The sequence below is a fragment of the Stenotrophomonas sp. NPDC077420 genome, assembly GCF_044543385.1.
In the GTDB taxonomy this organism is placed as follows: domain Bacteria; phylum Pseudomonadota; class Gammaproteobacteria; order Xanthomonadales; family Xanthomonadaceae; genus Stenotrophomonas.
In genome coordinates this window covers 1-1,583 of record NZ_JBITVZ010000042.1, presented here as the reverse complement: position 1 = coordinate 1,583, position 1,583 = coordinate 1, and the positions used below count along the sequence as shown (strand labels likewise).

General features: G+C 57.8%; 2 protein-coding genes. Both read left to right on the top strand.

The window, feature by feature from the left end; translation table 11 throughout:
• Positions 1-278: 278 nt before the first annotated feature.
• Positions 279-608, top strand: a complete 330-nt coding sequence (locus tag ACIGII_RS19510) for a hypothetical protein (protein ID WP_399641353.1) — start codon at positions 279-281, stop codon at positions 606-608.
• A gap of 12 nt (positions 609-620) precedes the next feature.
• A complete protein-coding gene (locus ACIGII_RS19505; RefSeq protein ID WP_399641350.1) occupies positions 621-1,508 on the top strand; it encodes a zeta toxin family protein in 888 nt (295 codons plus the stop codon).
• Positions 1,509-1,583: the final 75 nt, after the last annotated feature.

The following is a 1,583-nucleotide window of genomic DNA, read 5'->3' as shown; positions in this document are numbered from 1 at the left end:
CGGTGTAATGACGGCGAGGGGGACGTGGCATGGGAACCTCCAATTGCGAGTAAATTATCGCTTCTTGGCGTCCGTTTCAGCGGAGCAGGTTCAGTATAGGATTTTTCCTATGGTTGCATCGCCAGTCGTTATGGCATCCTGAGCTACAGGGCAGGACAGCCTCCGCCAGCTCGTCGGGCACGCGGCTACCCTCCGCGCATGCTTCCAACAACGTGATGTTAGCGCTGTGGGGGCCGCAGCCTGGTTGGCAGTCTTCCCTCCAAAGTGGGATCAACACCATGATTGATCAGTTGCCACCGGTACCCGCAAGCCTCAGGAGGATGCTGAAGGAGTACCCGGTCAATATCGATCGATTGCAGGAAGTACTGGATGCAGTTGCCCGGGAGCCGGCTGGAGCAACGCCGCATTTCGACCTCGCCATCTGGGCATTGGAGGCCCGGCTGGACAGTTTCCTGATAGAGGCAAGAGACGAACTTGCGGCCGCCAGGGCTAGTGGGGACGCGGAGCGTGTGGTGAGGGCAGTAGGTATTGAGCGGCTGATGTCGCAAGCGGCCCGGAAGCACGTTTGGCACACCGATGGGCCTCTCTGGGACTACTTCGGAAAGTAAGAGGGGGCTGCGGTGACCAGTGATCCGGATCAACTTTCAAAGTCGCAGCACGATCGAATATTTCGAGATCGCATCGTTGCCGAGAGCGGATTCGACGTCGTCACTTCGCAGGAGCATCCAAGAGCTGTGATTCTTGGTGGGCAGCCGGGTGCTGGTAAGGGTGGCTTGGCGAGGGCGGCCGCACGAGAGATGCGTGGCGATGCGGTCGAGATCGATCCCGACGAGTTGCGTAAGTATCATCCGGAGTTTGGGCGGTACAGCCGCGAGAATCCCTATAGCTGGTCAAGCCGCACCCACAAGGATGCGGGGGCGTGGGCGGACGAGCTGCTTGCTGAGGCAGTTTCAGGTAGGAAGAACCTGGTCTTCGATACAACGCTGAGCAATGGCGACTGGGCAGCCGATTCATTGATCGCCGGCCTTAAAGAGAAGGGGTATCAAGTTGAAGTGCATGTTGTTGCCGCACATAAGCTTGAGAGTGAGATTGGCGTCGATCAGCGATTCGCCGGTGGTCTTGATAGGGAAGGTTACGGAAGGCACGTGCCAAAAGCCGCGCGGGATGCCATTTACGAAAAGATCCCGGCAAGCCTGGATACCATCCATTCAAGGACTGATGCGGCTATCCGGATATTCACCCGGGAGGGTGATGAGCTGTACAGCAGCGCTAGAGATTATGAGGCTCCTGGGAAGGTGCTGAGTGAAGCGCGCATTGATCGGCTCAAGCAGCCGGAAATCGTGGAGAAACTTAGAGACACCTCAGCGCGGCTTGCGGAGTGGCATCGCGATTTGCCCAGGCATTCCAGGCACATTCCGGGTATGGCCCCCGACACGCAAGCGCGGCTTCTCGAAGAGCAAGTGCGTCATAGCGGGCTGGAGGAATCGCTAGTTGTGATCTCTCAGTAGGTTGTTCATCCGGGACATCTTTGGAAAATGGTGGTTACCACACCTGTCCACGCCCAAAGAGCCCGGATGAACAAC